We start from the raw sequence: 19088 nt of genomic DNA, 5'->3' as shown, positions 1-19088 counted from the left end.
AAGGAGAAGATGATGTTAGCCAACAATAGGTTTAAACAGACGAAAACGGCACTGCTGGTTTCGCTTTTACTATCAGTTAGCGGCTGCTTTGATGGTGGGAGTGATAATACACAAACACCAGCGGTAAATGATCCTAGTTCCGATACTCCAGTGGTGGTGACACCGCCGAGTGGCGGCAATGAGCAAACCATCACCACTGGGCGCTTACTAGGGCAAATTAAAATCGGTAACGTACAATCAGCTTCACGCACTGGGGTGGCCGTTCGTGCTACCAAAATTAGTGATTCGACGTTTGACGCAACGTCTAGTCAAGTGCAGGCTGCGTCTGAGAGTACAACGCCTAGTGTCTTTACCACGACAACAGATTCATCTGGGCAGTTTGCGCTTGATTTACCCGAAGGTACCTACAACATAGAAGCGCAGGGTGGTTCTACGTTAAAAGCCATGGCCAAAGCCGTTGTCGCGGCAAGCTCGACAACGACGCTTGATTTTGTGTTGACCGCTACAGGTTCTGTTTTTGGTAACACGGGCGATGAAAAACCTGGGTATTTTGTCTTTATTCCGGGTACTAGCTACATGGCTGTGCCGGATGAAGACGGTAACTATGAAATTACCAATGTGCCTATTGGTAATTATCAACTCATGGTGGAATATGACGATGGTTCAACGTCGCAAACCTCAATTACGGTTGATACAGGTCGTAATGAAGTGGGATCAACCGATGCCTTAACTAAAGCGCCAGTGGTTGTTGACAGTTATGTTCACATGGATGTTATGCCGCCGCGCTTTATTACCATGTATGATGCCCCCGTGCTTACGATTGATTTTAGTCAAGAAATGGACACTGATTTAACGGAGAGCGCGATCTCCTCTAGCCAAGGTCGGACATTAAGCTTTAACTGGTATAACGGTGATACGCAGGTTGATGTGTTGATTGCCGATGATGCTCCCGCTTTAGGTAGCGATACCATTAGTTTAGCTAACACTGCAACTAATATTAATGGCGTGGCGTTAGCAGAGCCCTCGTTCTGGGATATTGTGATTGGCGAATTAGTACTAGCGCCTAATAATTCAGAAGACGAGGATGTAGATACTCGCTATTTTGATGATGATGATTCAGATGGTTTTAGGGTGACATTTTCCACGCCAGTCGATCCAGACTCTTTAGCGTTTACAATAACCCCGACCTTACCAGGCCTGCAGTTGGAGTGGACCGAAGACAGAAGAGGTTTGAATATTGGTGGACTATTCACTAAAGGTACTGAATATAGCCTTGAAATTACGGCTGTTAATACAACTGGTGGGGTAGCACTTTCGCAATTGCCTCATAGTTATCAATTTAAGTCAGTCGAGGCCTTTGTCTCGGATGCTTATCCTTCATCCGGTGCGATGGATGTTGACCCTGAAACCGTTCCTGAGTTTTATTTCAATGCTAATGTTGACCGAGCAGCGGTCGAAAATGCTGTTAGTGTTATGTCTGTTAATGCAGACGAAACATTAAACGATATCACTGATTTTTATATCCGTTGGTACGATCGTGGTTCAAACGATGAGCTTGATTACATTGGCAATGGTGATGCATGGTCTAAAAAAGAAGGCTTCCAAGTCTTTTTTGAAAAAGATTACAACACAGAATACGTAGTTAAAATTGATTTAGATAAAGCGAAAACGATCGCAGGTACTTCACTGGGTGATGTTGGCGATATGCATAGCGTAAATTTTGTCACACTTGAACCTCGCTTAACTTGGAGTTCAGTGGGCGAAACGCGTACACCGATTGATGCCGCGAGCGATATTCGTTTGAGATTTAATGTGCCTGTGCATATTGGTAATGCGTCGTTTGTGATAGTTGACGATAGTGGTGCAACCCTTGATGTTGATGCCGAAGTTGATAATTGGAATGACACCCAAGTTAGAATCAATTCAGACGATTTTGAGCCAGAAACGGCTTATACCATTACTTGGAGTGGTATTACCGCAGATGGTTATGCAATAACTGATGGCACAGAAGATTTCTCGACCTCACCTCGTCAATTGGGTTGGGTATCGCCGAATAAAAATCATTGGGATTCAGCTAATAAATATTTAGATCATAGAGTGAATATGTGTTTTAACTCAATGATCCATGACGATGAGCGAATGGGCTTAGAAAGCGCATTGGTTATTGAACCGTTAGATAGCGAACGTCCTGTGAATATGATTTGGCAGGAGCAGGGTATTAACAATTGTTTGATTGTTAACTTTGAATTTAAGCCTGATACACATTACAAGCTGTATTTTGCTACCGACGCGGATAAAAATATTATTTATCAAGATGGTGACAGCACAGTCACGACTGATATTAAAGCTTACCGCATTGCTGCATTTAGCACTATGTCTGAGCTAGACTTGGATAACGGTGATATTCAAGTGGATGAAGTGTTGAGCTTTGGTCGCTTTGACAATCAGGACATTGAACCAGAAGATGATGTTCCTGCATTTGAATTTAACCCGTCGCACTTTAATTATGAGCAGTGGTTTAACTTCCCTGTTCACGTCGATTCGGTTAATTTCTATGTAGAAGCTGAAGATGGCACAGTCACACCATTGCCAATTGACCAAGCGTATTCTAGTAACTGTGACTCTTTAGATAACCAAGAATATTGTTCGTATATTACGTTCAATTGGGGAATGGTTAACCTTGATTTAGCACCGTCTAGTCAATATACACTGAAGTTGGCACCCGTCATGCCAATGGATGTTCAGCGTTATTGTGAGTTGCATCCTTGGAATGGTATCGGTCTTAATGGCCTGTTCTATAGTTGCCAAGATGTGCTGGATGCCGAGATTATTCTTCCTGAGCAAAATGAACCTATCACGATTGCCAACCTAGAAACCTCAGAGCCAGGGTTTTGGGTTTGGTTTGATAATGAACAAGGCCGAGTGGAAATTAGCACCCAATCTAATTACTACTATAAAGTGAGTGAGTTAGCTGGGCTAAGTTTTGACCCTATGCTTGACATTGTGCGCCGTCAATCAGACATGGATGATTTTGGATATGTAGACGATGTATCCGGTGAAGTATATGCCAATATGGATTATATCGTGTATAAGCCAGAGCCGTTCGCCAATATTCAAGTACAAATTCCACAGTTAACGGCATACCGCATGCAAGTGGATGAAGTTGATGCAGGCACAGGTGAAGGTACAGTTAGCCAAGTTACCTTTGTACCAGCGGTTGATGCTGATGGATTAAACATTGAATTTGGCAGCAGTGAAGAGTCTTGGGAAGCCGGAGTTGATGCGAACTTAGAACAACCTAAATTGTTATTAGTGACACCAGAAGGCCCAGAGCAGTTACGTGTGTTATTTAACGACGTGTTACTTGATGCCACACTTGCATCTGATGTCAGTAACTATGCTTTAAGTTGTGTCAGTGGTGATGCCGCAGCAGTTGATTACGATGTGCTAAATGTTCATTACATGGGCAGTGAAGACTTTGCTGAACGTACCTTGTATTTGGATGTAGAAACCTTGCCGTATGATGGTCAAACCGAATGTGCGTTAACCGTTAATAACCTAACTGAGTGGGGTGGTTTATATACCATTGAAGCTGACAGCACGCGCTCATTTATGGCGACAAAAGGCAGTGTGGAATACAGTCATCATGTAGGTTTTTCTTGGGAGTACACAGATCCAGATACCAATATTCATACCTACAATACTTGGAAAGCGATATTGCTGCGCAGTGATGTGCCGTTTGATGTAGATGGGTTTGACCCTTCAACATTTGCTGTAAGTTTGCCAGATCAAGATTGGATTAACTTTACAGTTGTTGCACGGGCGACTTTTAGTGACGATAACAAAGCGGTGCGTATCGATTTTGATATATCATCTGAAGAATCTTTCATTATATATAATTGGCATGATCGCTTTGCACTTGAAATAGATAGCCTAGTCAATGATATGGGCGCTGACATGTTAGCGCCAGGCATGCTTTATATTGAAGAACGATTCCATTATGGTGAAGAAGGCCTTAGCCCTGATTTCAATACAGAGCATATGGCTTATGATCCATTGGGAGACAATGGTACACCGACTATTGTTATCGACTTCTATGATACGTGGCTTGATGGCGGTGAAGGCGACATGGTAGAAATTGAGAATGCCGCGTTTTATCGTATTTCTGATGATAAAACGGGTGCTGCTGGGCCAGCGATTACTGATGTTGAAATACTTAATGACCCTGATATTGGCCATGTGCGTGTCGCGTTAAGCTTATCCGAAACCTTAATTGATGCTGCTGAGTATCGTATTTGGACAAAACTACCGGTTCAAGATTCGTTGTTTACCGGCACTGGATTGTTTGTATACGAACGTGATGATTGGGTACGCATTGAAGGGCCACTAGCATTAGCTGGCGCTAATTTTGAAGGCTATGCACAAGACCCTCGCGATGACGAGTTTAAACCTAAATATCGTTTTGGTTGGACTGAGTTACAAGACGACCTGATGTTAAGCAGCGATAACCTGTATGAGTTTGATTCTGACTTTTTAGTTGGTTCGCATTTTGTAGCAATTGATGGTTTTATTCCTACAGGTCCGCAATTAACCATTGAAGCTGGGACTTATATTACTTCATCCAGTATCTGGAATAACTTTGAGGTGCGCCGCGGTAGTTCAATTAATATTAACGGTACCGCTGATAACCCAGTAGTGATGGACAATATTAATGGCTTTAATCTGTATGGCGCAGCTCCTAACAGTCAATGTCCAGCCAATGAGATTTGTAATATCTGGGGTGATGTTCACGGTGGTGATAATCCTGATGATAATAGTGGTGTTATCAATTACTTAGCATTGACTAATTCACGTGTTGGTGTGCAACTGTATAGTGTTGGTGACTCAACTCAGATTAATAATCTCTATATTGATGATACTAACGGCAGTGGTATTCAGGTAGATGGTGGTACAGTCGATTTAATGAATGTTGTGATTTCTGATGTTAATAACCAAGGGGTTTCTTGGAATAACGGTTGGAATGGTCGCGTACAAAACATTTTAATCGAATCCCCCAATCGTTCTATGGATCAGGCCATTTCTGGTTGGAGTGGTGAATATACCGATGCGGTTAACTTAACCAGTGCTCCGACTTTTGTTAATGCTACCATTATCACTGACAGTGATGATGGTAACGCTATTGGTCTGTATGATGGCACGCAGTCAACTTTTGTTAATACTGCTATTGCGGCTAATAATTCGAATGGTTGGGCAGCTATCCATTTAGATGATGACGCAGTGGTAGCATGGGCTGACAGTGGTGAAGTTTCGTTTACTTCTACAGCTGTATCGAGTGAGTTAGATGCGCCGATTTGGGCGCCTACGGATATTGGTAGTCAGTCGGCTCGTGATTGGTTTACTGCTGGCAGCATGAATAGCCTTGCTACAGATGGCTCTAATTTGATGTTAGACGGCTATCAGCCGATGGCTGATTCGCCATTGTTAGGCGCAGGTACTGATATGTCTACTGTAGATAGTTGGTTTATGGCAACCGACTATATTGGGGCATTCGATGGTACAACAGATTGGACTGCTTGGTATATGGCGCTGGGTGATAGTTCAGACCCTATGGGCGGCACTGGCGGTACAACTGGAGCTAATTAGTTTTCGTCATCGTATACAATTAGCTTATTTAATGGATCGTAAAAAACCAGCTTCGGCTGGTTTTTTTATGGCTTTCATTAGTGTATTGCATCTTGTTATTACGCGAGTTAGTATGCCGCATTAATTAATTGTAAAAAATGGATTTTAAATGAAAAAAACATTTCTTGTTGCTTCGCTATTGTTTGCGTTAACCGCTTGTGGTGGAGGCAGCTCAGCGCCTGAACAAACAACGAGTCTTACGGATCAACTTTCTCAAAGCGGATCTGAATCACCAGGGGCTACAGAAACACCAACGACGGTAGAAAAGCCTTTATCTTGTGATGAACCGTTTGATGAAAATCAGATGGCATTTGACTTTTTAAAGACGAATTATTTGTGGCCTGAAGCCTTACCTTCCACTTTTAATAAAGAAGACTATACAAGCATAAGTCAGGTTATGGATGCGGTAAAAGCACCAGAAGATAATTTTAGTGTTGCTTTTTCTCAAGAACAGTTTGAAAAAGTTTTTGTTCAACAAGAAGAGTTGTCCACCGGAATAACTTTTTCAATCAATAAAATACAGAATCAGATCCGGGTAGCTTCAGTGCGCAAAGGATCACCGGCTTATCAAGCCGGTATTAAACGAGGCATGCGGTTTAAGCTAGTCAATGGTATTAGTGAAGCAGGCTTGTTAGCTTATATGGCGGACAAAAGGCCAGGGCAGATTTTAATTCCAGATTCTTTTGTTCGCACCAGTGCTGAAATGTTGTCCTATAACATGGAGCTTTACGAGCTTGATGGTGATATTGCCTCCTTCACAAATATACCTTTGCAGTCGATTTCGATAGAGCCGGTTTACGATAGCCGCGTGGTTAATGTAGCGACAGCTTCTGGCCAAAAGAAAGTGGGTTATCTTGCCGTAAGTGACTTTAATCAGTTATTAACTGAGCAAATGCCGGCCGTTTTTGCAGAGCTGTCCACACATCAGGTGCAGGAGTTGATTTTAGACTTAAGATACAATGGTGGTGGCTATGTGAGTACCTCAGCCCAAATGGCATCACATATAGGTGGCAGCAAAGTAGAGAATCAAATTTATCAGCAATTAGTCGGCAATAATCATACTCGCGAATATGATAAAACATTTTATTTTCCGACTTTAAACGAAACACTTTCAATACAACGGGTTATTGTATTGTCATCTAATGCGACTTGCTCGGCAAGTGAAGGGGTGATTAACGGGTTAAAACCTTATATGGATGTTGTGTTGATTGGTGACAAAACTTGTGGCAAGCCATACGGTATGGTGCCAGAGCCTATTTGTGACACTGTGTTATTTGCTCTTAACTTTCAAGGTTTAAATGCCGATGGTGAAGGTGGATTTGCAAATGGCATTATGCCTAATTGTTATGCCAACCCACATGACTTTGCTGGCGATTGGACAAGCTCAACCGATGCGTTATTTCAAAGCGCAGTTGATTACATTCGTGATGGCACGTGCAATACGGTAAGCAGTGCTTCAAATGATGAACCCTACTTGTTTCATCAACCACCGGTTAATCTATTTGATTAAAAATTGAAAAAACCAGCTTTAGCTGGTTTTTTTGTGCCCTGATTTGTTAATGGCGTTACTTGCTGTTCATCCTCTGCTATAATCCGCGTCCATTTTTTAGCCGCCTCGTATAATTGAGGTTTGGTATTGTTTCGTTTTGCTATGAGAGGTATGTATGGTTCCGGTTATTGCGTTGGTGGGTCGTCCGAATGTCGGAAAATCTACATTATTTAACCGCTTAACACGTAGCCGTGATGCTTTAGTGGCTAATTTTCCTGGCTTAACGCGCGATCGCAAATATGGCCAAGCGGAATATAATGGTTACAACTTCATTGTGATTGACACGGGTGGTATCACAGGTGATGAACAAGGCATAGATGCTAAAATGGCCCAACAATCGTTGCAGGCGATTGAAGAAGCGGATGTTGTTTTGTTTTTGGTTGATGCACGTGCGGGTGTCACAACGGGTGATGAGGCGATGGCCCATCACTTACGTAAAATAGAAAAGCCTGTTTATTTAGTTGTTAATAAAACCGATGGCATAGACGCTGATTCCTATGCGGCAGACTTTTATTCATTATCACTAGGTGATTGCTATCAAATAGCCGCGGCACATGGCCGAGGTGTGAGTGGTTTAGTTGAAACTATTTTAGATCCCCTGCTTGAAACATTCCCAGATATTTATCCGCCAGAGCAAGATGAATTTGAGCCAGAAAGTCAGTTAGCTGAAGATGAAAGCGCACCAGATGAAGTGCTTTCACCAGAGGAAGAAGCAGAACAAGTACTCATGAAGCGAGCAATTAAGTTCGCTATTGTGGGTCGTCCTAATGTGGGTAAGTCAACACTAACTAACCGCATATTAGGTGAAGACAGAGTTATCGTTTACGACATGCCGGGCACGACGCGCGATAGTATCTATATTCCGATGGAGCGGGAAGATAAACAATATGTGATTATTGATACTGCTGGTGTACGTAAACGTAAAAAAGTAAACGAAACGGTCGAAAAATTTTCGGTTATTAAAACCTTAAAAGCCATTGAAGATGCCCATGTTGTTTTGGTGGTTATCGATGCCCGAGAAGGTATTGGTGATCAAGACTTAAGCTTAATTGGTTTTGCGCTTAACGCTGGCCGCTCGATTGTTGTGGTTGTCAACAAATGGGATGGCTTAGACAATGATGTCAAAGAACATATTAAATCAGAAATTGATCGCCGTTTAGGTTTTATCGATTTCGCGCGCTTACACTTTATTTCCGCTTTACATGGAACGGGCGTAGGCCATTTATATGAGTCGATAGATGAAGCCTATGTGTCAGCCAATAAAAAGATCACAACCTCGCTTGTTACACGTATTATGAAAATGGCGGTAGACGACCATCAGCCGCCAATGGTACGCGGCCGTCGTGTTAAATTAAAATATGCTCATGCAGGTGGACATAACCCACCGACTATTATTATTCATGGTACGCAAGTAACGGATCTGCCAGACTCATATAAGCGCTACATAATGAACTATTATCGTCGTTCGTTAGATATGATGGGCACACCTATTCGAATTGACTTTAAAGAGGGTGATAACCCATTTGCAAACCGCTCAAATAAAATGACCTTGAGTGAGCAGCGCAAGCGCAGAAAGTTAATGCAATTTCATCAGAGTAAAGAGCGCAATAAATAGTTTTAATTAGTACCTTTTCAATTGAATTTTGATTAGTTAAAAGCATTGGTGATCACTTTCACACTGAGCGCGAAGCAGTCGAAGTGTCGGTAAATTAGAAAGTAATAAGACTTCGACAAGCTCAGCCTGAAGTTGTTTATTTAATCTAAATATGGTTAAAAACATCACGAGTGATAGTAAATTATGTGAGTGATTCAACTGATCATTTCTTTCTGGAAACACTACTAGCAATACTCACCAAAAAGCCGCGGATTAAACGCGGCTTTTTTGATCTTGGCCTACACTTAATACGTAACTTTGATTGCTACCTGCTTTATCAAGCAATCGAATCAAACGAGGCTAAAATATGAGTTTTGAATTAGAGTCAATTACCAGTCAGCAACTGAACATTCAACAACTAATCGCTCACTCTTACGAGGGAGGCACATTATTGGTTGAAGCCATTATCGCTGGAGAGTCAGGTTATGTGGTTGATAACCATCAACGGCCTGTGCACTTTAGAAGTATTCAAGAAATCAAAGATGGTTTTCACAGTTGTGATGTTTCAAACGCTGTGCTGATATACGAGACTGCTTACGATGAAATGATTGGCTTAAGTCAAGAGGCGCAAGAACCAAGTCAGATCCCTATCCAGATAAACTAGTTATTGTGGGTAGTTATTGTGGGTGAGACTTTAGTCTTGCATTGCAAACGCTAAAGCTCACCGTCAAAATAGCTCGATAATTAGTGCTCTACCACCGATTCAAACAATTCAAAATAAGTTGGGAAGGTTTTAGCCGTACACTTAGGGTCGTTAATCGTAATGGCTGTGTTACCCATAGCCGCCAACGAGAAACACATCGCAATACGGTGATCGTTGTAAGTATCAATTGCCGCGTGAGTTAACTCAGCAGGTGGCTCTACAACAATATAATCTTCACCTTCTTCAACTGTTGCTCCGACTTTACGTAGTTCTGTCGCCATCGCATATAAACGATCAGTCTCTTTTACACGCCAGTTATAAATATTACGAATGGCCGTTGTACCTTCAGCAAATAATGCAGCAGTGGCAATTGTCATGGCTGCGTCTGGAATATGGTTAAGATCAACGTCAACCGCGTTTAATTTGCCGTTACCTGTTACTTCAATATATTCGTCTTGCCAGTTAACCGTAGCTCCCATTTGCTCAAGCACTTCCGCGAAGCGCGCATCCCCTTGAACACTTTTAGTGCCAACACCGTTTACACGAATAGTACCGCCTTTGATTGCCGCAGCAGCCAAGAAGTAACTCGCAGAAGAGGCGTCACCTTCAACTAATACACGACCAGGTGAAACATAAGTTTGGTTACCTTTTACGCGGAACACTTCAAAGTTATCGTTTTCAACTTCAACACCAAATAATTTCATTAAGTGTAAAGTGATTTCGATATAAGGCTTAGATACCAACTCATCGATAACCACGATTTCCATATCGTCTTTAGCTAATGGTGCTGCCATTAACAATGCGGTTAAAAACTGACTAGAGATACTGCCTTGAATTTCAACACGACCACCAGTTAAACCTTTACCTGAGATTTTTAATGGCGGGAAGTCTTCGTCTTTCAAGTACTCAATATCAGCACCGACTTGACGTAAAGCGTTAACTAAGTGACCAATAGGGCGTTCAAACATACGTGGCTCACCGGTTAATGTGAACTCACCTTCGCCTAAACAAAGCGCTGCCGCCAACGGACGCATTGCTGTACCGGCATTACCTAAAAATAATTCCTGAGGTTCAGCAACATTAATCGCACCACCTAAACCTTGTACTTTACACTCGGTTTTATCGTCTGATAGAGAGTATTCAACCCCCATTTGCTTTAACGCTGTTAGCATATGGCGAATATCATCGCTATCAAGCAAGTTGGTTACATGAGTCTCGCCTTGCGCTAGCGTAGCAAGCAATAAAATGCGGTTAGACAGGCTTTTAGAACCTGGAATAGTCACTTCACCAGCACAAGAAGTGATCGGCTGAATAGTTAAGCTTTCCATCAGATCTTCAACAAAATTAGGTCAAAATTAATTGGCGCTAAGGGTAGCAGAATTGCGGCAACTTAGCCTATAAAAATCGCTGCTAAGCTATATAAAACCTAATATCGATGGTTTTTTGAGCAAGGATTTAAATTGTTGCCATAAACCCGCAACAATTTGGATTTATGGCTTGATAATCTCTAAAGGTTTATGGATAATGCCGCCGCTTTTCGCGTTATGGTGACCTTGTCGGTTCTCTCGCAATGATAGCTTGTTAATCTGGTCAGGCCCGGAAGGGAGCAGCCACAGCAAGTGACTCATGTGCCGGGGTGTAGCTGGCGAGGTTGCCACCTAAATTTACTTTCTTTTTGTTCTTCATTGTTACCCAGAACTTATAAACTATAGCAGTCTATGGGTTATTGATTTCAAACTTAACTATCTGCCAATATAATACCTTGTAACAAACCATTTTTACGCTCAAGGCAAGTGCAGTTCAGTGATTTAATTTTACTGACTTCGTTTATCCCACAGTTTGTCGAATTTTGCTTTGTTGGCCCGTTCAACTTTATTACACCAAACAAACATATCCATATCTAGTTTGCCTTTACACTCAGGTGGTGCTGAATACCAAGCTTGCCAAGCTTTAGATTTTTTGGAGGTTTTCGATTTTTTTAATATTCGCTCTAGTTTGCGTGCTGGGCCAATTTCTGCAATTTGATGTTCTTGCAGTTCATGCTTTTTTATCGAGGCTAAATTTTTTTTAACTTGTGGTCTAGAGGTGAGAAGGTGTTTGTCTTGACTGCCTTTTCGAATCACTTTTCGCGTTTTGTTATGGGCATTAACACCTGTTTGTGGGTAACAGTGTAAATCGACTTGTTCAAATAACTCTGATTGGTAGGTAACTAGGTCGCGTCCCCATTTTGTTTGCGTGCCTTCTTTTAGCAAGGCTTGTACGCGCTTTAATTGCGATTCAGCCATTTTACATTGGCTCGATTTATTTTTTGCAAGAACAGGTGAGGGGGTAGCTAACATAATGCAAGCTATGATAGCGGCCATGGTTGCGGTGTAGGTATTGATTTTTATTTGACCCAAAACTTTTTGTCTTCATTGACTCAATCACGAATCAACGATAACGATTTTTGTGCCCTGAGTCCAGACGAGATTGGCGAGGTTAGACCTCGATCACAACTCTGTCTGTATTGTTCGATTGGCTAGAAGGTATTAAGAGGAAACTTTTGTGTTGTTTTACTTTAGTAGTGTCGCCCAAGCCTGTTCGACAAACTCGGCATCTTGCGATGATAACTCTCCCGATTGTCTTGCCGTGACTAACGCTTTATTTACTTCTTTAATAAATGTATTTTCTGTCAGTTGCTGATTGATTTCTAGCTGGCCGACAACGTAAGTCACTTGACCGCGTAAATAACCGCTAATAAATAGGGCGTCAGCGTCTTCTGACTCCATCATGGTGTCTAATTGATCTAAAATTTTTTGTACATAGATAGGTTCTGACATAAGTGTTCCGTAATATGTGTTAGCGAATTGGTTCTGCAATCGGATAAATTACAGTGTCGTGATACCCAGTTATTATTTTTATAGGCCCAGCTAATTGTTGATCCAAATGAGTATCATTGGTATCGACAATAAGTGGTTGACCATTCAGTTTAGAGATTTTGCTTTTGGTTGCAACCACAATAATGTTATCTCGGCCAATCTTTTTGATATTTTCGGCATTTAATTGCTGATTACCTCGGCCAAAGAGATGCCCTTGCCCACCAATTAAGGTGATAACCAGTTTAACTTTATCATATTGGCTTAACAGTTGTGTAATGTCATTGGCGGTTAAATCTGTGTTTATTACGGCCTGATCCACTACCGCATCAACACCGAGTAAGGTATTGGCTTGCCCTAAATTTTGCATTATGGCTTGGGTAGTAGAGCCTGAGCCGATTAAGTAAAGCGTATCAGGATTGTCTGCCATTTGGTCAATTATTTCAGCGGCTATGTCGTCGAGCACCAGTTCTTCGTTTTCTTTTCCACCTGATTTAACCGCTTGCACGTAGCGTAAATCCATAGGAATTTGCATTTCGCCATATCGTTTAGCATTGACTCGGCCTTGGCGAAATAAGGCTTCGTCAATGTCCATTACGTCAGCTTCGCCAAGCGAGATAACTTGTCCTTGCAGCATTTTTTCTAATAATTGGCCTGCAGCTTTTGGTGTTATGGTGTAAACGCCAGAGTGAATTTTACACCCAGCTGGGATCCCTAAAACAGGAGTAGACTCGTCAAGCTGGTTATATATATTGCGAGCTGTGCCATCGCCGCCAGCAAATACCAGAATATCCACTTGTTGCGCTAAAATGGCTGTAACCGCGTTTTCTGTATCTTCTGCTAGGCTGGGGTGATTAGTCACTTGATACGCAACATTGTAACTCAATCCTAGTGTTTGTAAGCAGCTTTCACCCATGTCGCCACTTGCGGTGATAAAATGCAAATGTTGGCTAAACTGGGTTAAGTTCTGTAATGCGGTTAGGACTCTATTTTGTGCCTGGGGTATTGCACCGCTGGCTAACGCTTTGTCGCGTGTTTGTTCACCATCGCTGCCTTTTAATGCGACTGCTCCGCCAATACCTGCGTAGGGGTTTATGATTAATCCTATTCTTAAATTAACCATTAGGCTGCCTTACTATTCATTGTACTTTCTTGTTTAGCAAACTGTTCTATTTTTAGTGGTAATTGAGTGTTATAAAACTTAGCCAAGCTGTCGACCAATGCTGCAACTCGTGGCGGTAAGCCTTGTTCAAGTATGATTGCCACTTCGTTTCTTATTTTCTGTCTAAATGCATGGCGATCAGGTTCAGCACTACCATTTAAGTTGTCGCAGCTAACACGGTAATTAAATTGCGCGGCTTCGCTTAAAATCCATTCGTAGGCTTGTGGGCGGATCTCGACTTTTTCGAAATCGGCCTGCTGTTGATTGTCGCGCCCGTCAGGAAGGTACCAATAACCATAATCTTCTAATTGACGTCGTTGTTTGCCTGCAACACACCAGTGGGCAATTTCATGTAAACCACTGGCAAAATAACCATGAGCGAAAACTATTTGGTTGTAGTCACAAGTTTGGTTTGCGGGAATGTAAATTGGCTCTTCATCACCTTTAATTAGACGCGTGTTATAAGTTTGATAAAAGGTTGAATCGAAGAGTTTGATAAGATCTTGATAACGATGCACGGCAATAAATTAAAGGCTGAAAAAGTGGCGTATTGTAAGGCATTGCGGGGTCGATGTCAGCCGCCTTGAGTTTGACTTTTTTGCTTAGGCGACTTCTTTAGCAGATAACAATTGCATGAGTTCAGGCTTTAATGAATGGTAACGGCGCATATTGTTTTCTGACAGGTCTGACTGCTCAATAATACTTACGCAATTATTACACATGCTTTTCATTTCTTTTGGGCTATGACCTTGGGTCAAAAAGGTGCCGACTTTAGTTATCGACTGGACTAAGTTGAGCGCTAAACTGGCATTGCTTGGCATATAACTATAGGCCTCAACGAATTGCTCAACTGCTTGGGGGTATTGGCCTTCTTGGTACATTTTAAGACCTTCGCTATTGAGTACTCGAATGCGCTCTCGTAACTCTTCATGCCCCTCTTTTTCTTTATCGATTAGCACTTGTAAGGTCGCCGATACAATATCGTCTTTATCGGCGACATCGCTCAGCGATTCCATAATCTCATCACTGCGTGATAGGTTTCCTGTCGCGAAATAAGCTTTGGCTTTATCTAATCTATCGTCAACACTGTCGTAGGGGGAATCATGCTTTTCGCTTTCTTCGAGTAGTTTTCGTGCGTTTTCCATATTGCCACGCAATACGTCTATTCGCGCGCGTAAAACATGTTCTTGCGATTGCACCGTGTCTATATAAAAGCGCTTATCAATATCTTGCATTAACTCAGTGCATTTTGATATTTGCTTGGCAACATCTAATTTATTGGCATCACTACACAAATCTAACAGACAGCGAGCAAAATTTAAGTAGTTTTCAGGCGTATCAAAAACAGAATAGCGGCTGTTGGCTAAAATTCGCCCGTAGGCTCTTACGGCTTCATCAGTTTCGCCATTGGCAATCGCTAAATTGGCAATGGCGCGTTGGCGATTAATATTACGCGGTGAAACTTTGCCAGCTTCAATAAACATTTCAAAAGCAGTGACTGTGTCTTTGCGGTATATATTCATGCGACCCAGCCAATCGTATGCTTCTAGCTGGGTGTCTGGCCTTTCGAGCAATTCAAATAATTGCGCTTCAGCTTCAAAGTAGTCTTCCAGTTTAACTTTACAGATTGCTCTGCCTAGTAATGCCCAAGTCGTTGTACGCTTTTCTAAAACACTCTCGTAAATTTTTAAGGCTTTAGGGAATTCATTGGCTTGAATTAGCAGTTCTGCTTTAGCTCGCAACGCCACCATGGAGTTTTTGGGATCGTTTTTGATTATATCATTGCATGCTGAAATGGCTTTTTGTAAATCTTTTTCGCCAATGGCTTCATAAACCCGAGTTAGTGTGCGTTTTTTGGCAAGAGCGCGCGCAAAACGTTTTTCGATACCTTGATAGGTAAATGGTTTAAGCAAAAAATCATCGGGTTGTAATTCAACTAAGCCGTGTACATGGGGGCGACGGTTTTCAGCTGAAATAATAAAGAAACAGCAATGAGGTGCTAGGTAATTTTTAAACTTAAGCTCTTCAAAGAGTTGGTAACCGTCCTTGCCATCGCCTAAGTTAAAATCAACAAGGATAAAATCCCAGCGAACTTCTTGTGCTTTTTGCAGTGCTTGAGGGCCATTGATCGCCGATTGAATATTAACAAAGCCAATTTTTTGCAGCATACCTTTAACCGCAGAGCGAATTGGCTCGCAGTCATCAACAACTAGTACTTTCTTCTTTGCATAAAATTTGCTTTGCAAAATCATAGGCGTTTACTGTGTATATGGCGACATCCAGGCTACCCTGCCTGCTTTTTAAACAAGTTAACATTTATTTCACAAAAGGGAAATATCGCAGCAAGAAAAGTCGTGGCTTTTTAATCATCGACAACCCAAATTCAACCAAGAATTAAGTGTTCACAATACTAAGTGAACAGGGCACTAATCTATAGTGTAAGTGTCTTTTTGAATGTCGGCCGACAATTTAGATATTTGTATATGCAAAATAGTAAATGTTACACCTAACTGTAAATTTAATTAAAATAAATGCGCTATTTAATAAAAATCGATTCTATGCACAAGACTGATTTTTCGCTTGTTTCCTGTATAATGCGCCTACATTTCTAGTCGAAACTAAACACACTAACAATCGGGATTGTAAGTAAACATGACAACTCAATTAGAACAATTACGCGCTGTAACGACAGTTGTAGCTGATACTGGCGATATTGAAGCGATCAAAAAATTTCAACCTCAAGATGCAACGACTAACCCTAGTCTTTTATTAAAAGCATCTGAAATTCCTGAATACCAACCACTTATCGATGAAGCTATTGCTTGGGCTAAAACCCAATCAGATGACCTTGAGCAGCAAGTGATTGATGCAGGTGATAAGCTTTCTGTTAACATCGGTTTAGAAATTTTAAAAATTGTCCCAGGCCGTATCTCAACTGAAGTTGATGCGCGTTTATCTTTTGATAAAGAAGGTTCTTTAGCTAAAGCGCGTAAATTAATGAAGTTATATAACGATGCAGGTATCAGTAATGATCGTGTATTAATCAAATTAGCTTCAACTTGGGAAGGTATTCGTGCAGCTGAGATCCTTGAAAAAGAAGGTATCAACTGTAACCTAACTCTATTATTTAGCTTTGCTCAAGCTCGTGCGTGTGCTGAAGCGGGTGCTTACTTAATTTCTCCTTTTGTTGGCCGTATTTTAGATTGGTACAAAAAAGCAGAAGGTAAAGACGCTTACGCTCCGTCTGAAGATCCAGGTGTTGTGTCTGTGACTAAAATTTACAACTACTACAAAGAGCACGGTTACGAAACTGTTGTTATGGGCGCAAGCTTCCGTAATACAGATGAAATTACAGAGTTAGCCGGTTGTGACCGTTTAACGATTGGCCCTGGTTTATTAGACCAATTAGCTGATACCCAAGGTGAAGTGCCTGTTAAATTGGCATTCAACGGTGAAGTTAAAGCTCGCCCAGAGCCAATGACTGAAGCTGAGTTCCGTTGGGAGCACAACGAAGATGCAATGGCGACTGAAAAGTTAGCTGAAGGTATTCGCAACTTCGCTAAAGACCAACTTAAGCTTGAAGCGACTTTACGCGCTCAATTAGCTTAATGGTTTTATCAGGCCGCTCTCGCGGCCTGATGTTCTTTATGTTGCTGCAACAAGGGCAGTGATTGTTGAGAAAAAGACATATTTTTTCCCTGTTGTCATCCTTTTTCAACAATTTGAAAATTTAATAGTGCTGAGCATACTAAAAACAAGAATCAGCTCGTTCCCCCCGACCACATAAACAAAGCAGATATTTTATGGCTCTATTTAATAAAAGCAAAAGCTACCAAGCTTTACAAACACACTACTCTGAAGTCGAATCGTTACATATGCGTGATCTGTTTGCACAAGATCCTGAGCGCTTTAATAAGTTCTCTGCCAAAGCATGTGATATTGAGTTAGATTATTCAAAAAACCGTATTACTGAACAAACCATGGTTAAGTTATTTGACTTAGCCCGCGAAGCGCAAGTAGAAGCTAAGCGTGATGGTATGTTCGCTGGCGATCGTATTAACACCAGTGAAGACCGTGCAGTATTGCACACAGCGTTACGTAATTTATCTGGCGAGCCAGTTATGGTTGAAGGCCAAGACGTAATGCCTGAAGTTAAAGCAACTTTAGCTAAGATTAAGTCTTTCGTTAATGAAATACACGATGGTACGCGTAAAGGTTATACGGGCAAAGCGTTTACCGACGTATTAGCCATTGGTATTGGTGGTTCCTTCCTTGGTCCTAAAGTGATGACCGAGGCGCTTAAACCCTATCGTCAAGCGGGTATTAAAGTTCACTTTGTGGCAAACGTGGATGGTGCGCACATTCATGACGTGTTAGCAACGTTACCGGCTGAAAGTACTTTAGTGGTTATGTCATCTAAGTCGTTTGGTACACAAGAGACATTAAAAAATACCGAAACAGCCCGTGAGTGGTTTTTACAAAGCGGCGGTAAATTTGATGATATCGCTAAGCATTTCGTCTGTGTGTCTTCAAACATTGCTAAAGCAACAGAGTTTGGTATTGCAGAAGACAACATCTTTCCTATGTGGGACTGGGTTGGCGGTCGTTATTCATTATGGTCAGCCATTGGTTTACCAATCGCCTTGTCATTAGGTTTTGATAACTTTGAAGAATTGTTATCAGGTGCTTATGAAATGGATGTCCACTTTAAAACCGCGCCATTAGAAGAAAACTTGCCTGCTATTCTTGGCTTGTTAGGCGTTTGGTACATTAACTTCTTTGGTGCGCAAAGCCACGTATTGTTGCCATACGACCATTATTTACGTGCATTCCCTGCTTATGTTCAGCAGTTAGATATGGAATCTAATGGTAAGTCAGCAACGCCAAGCGGTGAGTACTTAGATTATGAAACTGGCCCTGTTATTTGGGGTGGCGAAGGGACTAATGGTCAGCATGCTTTCCATCAGTTAATTCATCAAGGTAAAGTACTTATTCCTGCCGACTTTATGTTGCCATTGCATTCGCAACATGAAGTCTCAAATCATCATGCTATGTTAGCATCAAACTGCTTTGGTCAAACTCAAGCGTTAATGCAAGGTAAGACAGAAGACGAAGTGCGCGCCGAATTATTAGCTAAAGGCGTTAGCGAAGAGGCGATTGCTAAAGAAATTCCTCAGCGTGTGTTTGAAGGTAACAAGCCAAGCAATACATTATTGTTCAGCAAGTTAACGCCTAAAACCTTAGGTAACTTAATTGCGCTTTATGAGCATAAAGTGTTTGTACAAGGTATTGTTTGGGGCATAAACTCATTTGACCAATGGGGTGTAGAGTTAGGCAAAGTATTAGGTAATGATGTACTAGCTAAACTTGAAGACAGCTCTATTGCTTTAGATGGTGACAGCTCAACTAATGCGTTAATTGAGAAATTCCGCAATAGATAACCAGCTAATCTGCGTGAATAAGCAGATAAATGATAAAAAGCTCGTTGGTTGATGCCATCGGGCTTTTTTTGTATCTGGCTTATCGTTAGAATACGCGCACTT

At 41.6% G+C, this 19088-nt stretch carries 12 protein-coding genes and 1 other RNA gene; 7 read left to right on the top strand and 6 right to left on the bottom strand.

Annotated elements, in window-relative coordinates; translation table 11 throughout:
• The first annotated feature begins 9 nt into the window (after positions 1 to 9).
• The 4 genes from C2869_RS18125 (at position 10) to C2869_RS18110 (ending at position 9489) form a co-directional block, all read left to right on the top strand.
• The gene (locus C2869_RS18125) at positions 10 to 5643 is read left to right on the top strand and encodes a hypothetical protein (RefSeq protein ID WP_108604275.1); all 5634 of its coding nucleotides are present in this window, start codon (positions 10 to 12) and stop codon (positions 5641 to 5643) included.
• Between the two features lie 148 nt (positions 5644 to 5791).
• Positions 5792 to 7192, top strand: a complete 1401-nt coding sequence (locus tag C2869_RS18120) for a S41 family peptidase (RefSeq protein WP_108604274.1) — start codon at positions 5792 to 5794, stop codon at positions 7190 to 7192.
• A gap of 154 nt (positions 7193 to 7346) precedes the next feature.
• Positions 7347 to 8846, top strand: a complete 1500-nt coding sequence (der, locus tag C2869_RS18115; RefSeq protein WP_108604273.1) for a ribosome biogenesis GTPase Der — start codon at positions 7347 to 7349, stop codon at positions 8844 to 8846.
• Positions 8847 to 9192: 346 nt separating this feature from the next.
• Positions 9193 to 9489 (top strand): DUF6482 family protein, encoded by a 297-nt coding sequence (locus tag C2869_RS18110; RefSeq protein WP_108604272.1) that lies wholly within the window; start codon positions 9193 to 9195, stop codon positions 9487 to 9489.
• An 80-nt stretch (positions 9490 to 9569) separates the two neighbouring features.
• Here the strand turns inward: C2869_RS18110 and aroA are convergent, their stop codons facing one another.
• Positions 9570 to 10856 carry a 3-phosphoshikimate 1-carboxyvinyltransferase gene (aroA, locus tag C2869_RS18105; protein WP_108604271.1) on the bottom strand — a complete coding sequence of 429 codons (1287 nt, stop codon included), beginning with the start codon at positions 10854 to 10856 and terminating at the stop codon, positions 9570 to 9572.
• Positions 10857 to 11082: 226 nt separating this feature from the next.
• Here aroA and ffs point away from each other — a divergent pair.
• Positions 11083 to 11179, top strand: an RNA gene (gene ffs / locus C2869_RS18100) — signal recognition particle sRNA small type.
• Positions 11180 to 11342: 163 nt separating this feature from the next.
• On the opposite strand, the gene C2869_RS18095 is transcribed toward ffs, so the two are convergent.
• The 5 genes from C2869_RS18095 to C2869_RS18075 all read right to left on the bottom strand — a co-directional run bounded on the left by C2869_RS18095 (position 11343) and on the right by C2869_RS18075 (position 15797).
• Complete coding sequence (locus C2869_RS18095) at positions 11343 to 11813, bottom strand: hypothetical protein (RefSeq protein WP_159084228.1); 471 nt, start codon at positions 11811 to 11813, stop codon at positions 11343 to 11345.
• A gap of 267 nt (positions 11814 to 12080) precedes the next feature.
• Entirely contained in the window at positions 12081 to 12347 is a 267-nt protein-coding gene (locus C2869_RS18090; protein WP_108604269.1) for a YfcL family protein, read from the bottom strand.
• A 19-nt stretch (positions 12348 to 12366) separates the two neighbouring features.
• Positions 12367 to 13506, bottom strand: coding sequence for an ATP-NAD kinase family protein (locus C2869_RS18085; protein WP_108604268.1), 1140 nt, complete (start codon positions 13504 to 13506; stop codon positions 12367 to 12369).
• The gene (locus tag C2869_RS18080) at positions 13506 to 14063 is read right to left on the bottom strand and encodes an elongation factor P hydroxylase (protein WP_199915593.1); all 558 of its coding nucleotides are present in this window, start codon (positions 14061 to 14063) and stop codon (positions 13506 to 13508) included. The genes C2869_RS18085 and C2869_RS18080 overlap by 1 nt, the downstream gene beginning before the upstream one ends.
• 84 nt (positions 14064 to 14147) lie before the next feature.
• On the bottom strand, positions 14148 to 15797 hold the full coding sequence (locus C2869_RS18075; RefSeq protein WP_108604266.1) for a response regulator: 1650 nt from the start codon (positions 15795 to 15797) through the stop codon (positions 14148 to 14150).
• A 400-nt stretch (positions 15798 to 16197) separates the two neighbouring features.
• Here C2869_RS18075 and tal point away from each other — a divergent pair, with 400 nt between their 5' ends.
• Both tal and pgi read left to right on the top strand, forming a co-directional pair.
• Complete coding sequence (tal, locus tag C2869_RS18070; protein ID WP_108604265.1) at positions 16198 to 17154, top strand: transaldolase; 957 nt, start codon at positions 16198 to 16200, stop codon at positions 17152 to 17154.
• A 194-nt stretch (positions 17155 to 17348) separates the two neighbouring features.
• A complete protein-coding gene (pgi, locus tag C2869_RS18065; protein WP_108604264.1) occupies positions 17349 to 18986 on the top strand; it encodes a glucose-6-phosphate isomerase in 1638 nt (545 codons plus the stop codon).
• Positions 18987 to 19088 lie beyond the last annotated feature (102 nt).

The organism is Saccharobesus litoralis, from assembly GCF_003063625.1.
In the GTDB taxonomy this organism is placed as follows: domain Bacteria; phylum Pseudomonadota; class Gammaproteobacteria; order Enterobacterales; family Alteromonadaceae; genus Saccharobesus; species Saccharobesus litoralis.
The sequence above is the reverse complement of the archived record's forward strand: the minus strand, read 5'-3'. Positions and strand labels throughout refer to the sequence as shown.